The sequence below is a fragment of the Photobacterium sp. R1 genome (assembly GCF_054600795.1).
Genome location: NZ_BAAHZP010000400.1, coordinates 1 through 293, shown reverse-complemented (window position 1 = coordinate 293; position 293 = coordinate 1). Strand labels below are relative to the sequence as shown.

1 protein-coding gene is annotated in these 293 nt (G+C 57.7%); it reads left to right on the top strand.

Going from position 1 to position 293, the window contains the following annotated elements:
* Positions 1-22: 22 nt before the first annotated feature.
* On the top strand, positions 23-293 hold a 271-nt coding region (locus ACYP03_RS25605), incomplete at its 3' end, for an OapA N-terminal domain-containing protein (RefSeq protein ID WP_459782620.1).

Here is a 293-nt window from a genome sequence, read left to right as displayed (position 1 = left end):
AGAGTGATGGAGAGTAGTTGTTATGGGACAAGCGAAACGCCGTAACCGGAAGAAATCGGCCCCGGGCCTGCCACAGGTGTCGCTGACGGAGTGGAAGACCCGGCTCAGTCAGCTGAACTGGCGTGAAGCCGGCCAGCTACAATGGCAGAAGGTCCGACTGAGGGTGCAGCCCTACTGGCAGCAATTACCAGGGTTTCATCGTAAAGCCTTACTGGTACTGATCCCTGTGGTGTTTGTGCTGTTCCTGCTGCCGGCCTCAGAACCCGAGTTAAAGATTCCCGGCAGCGAGCCTG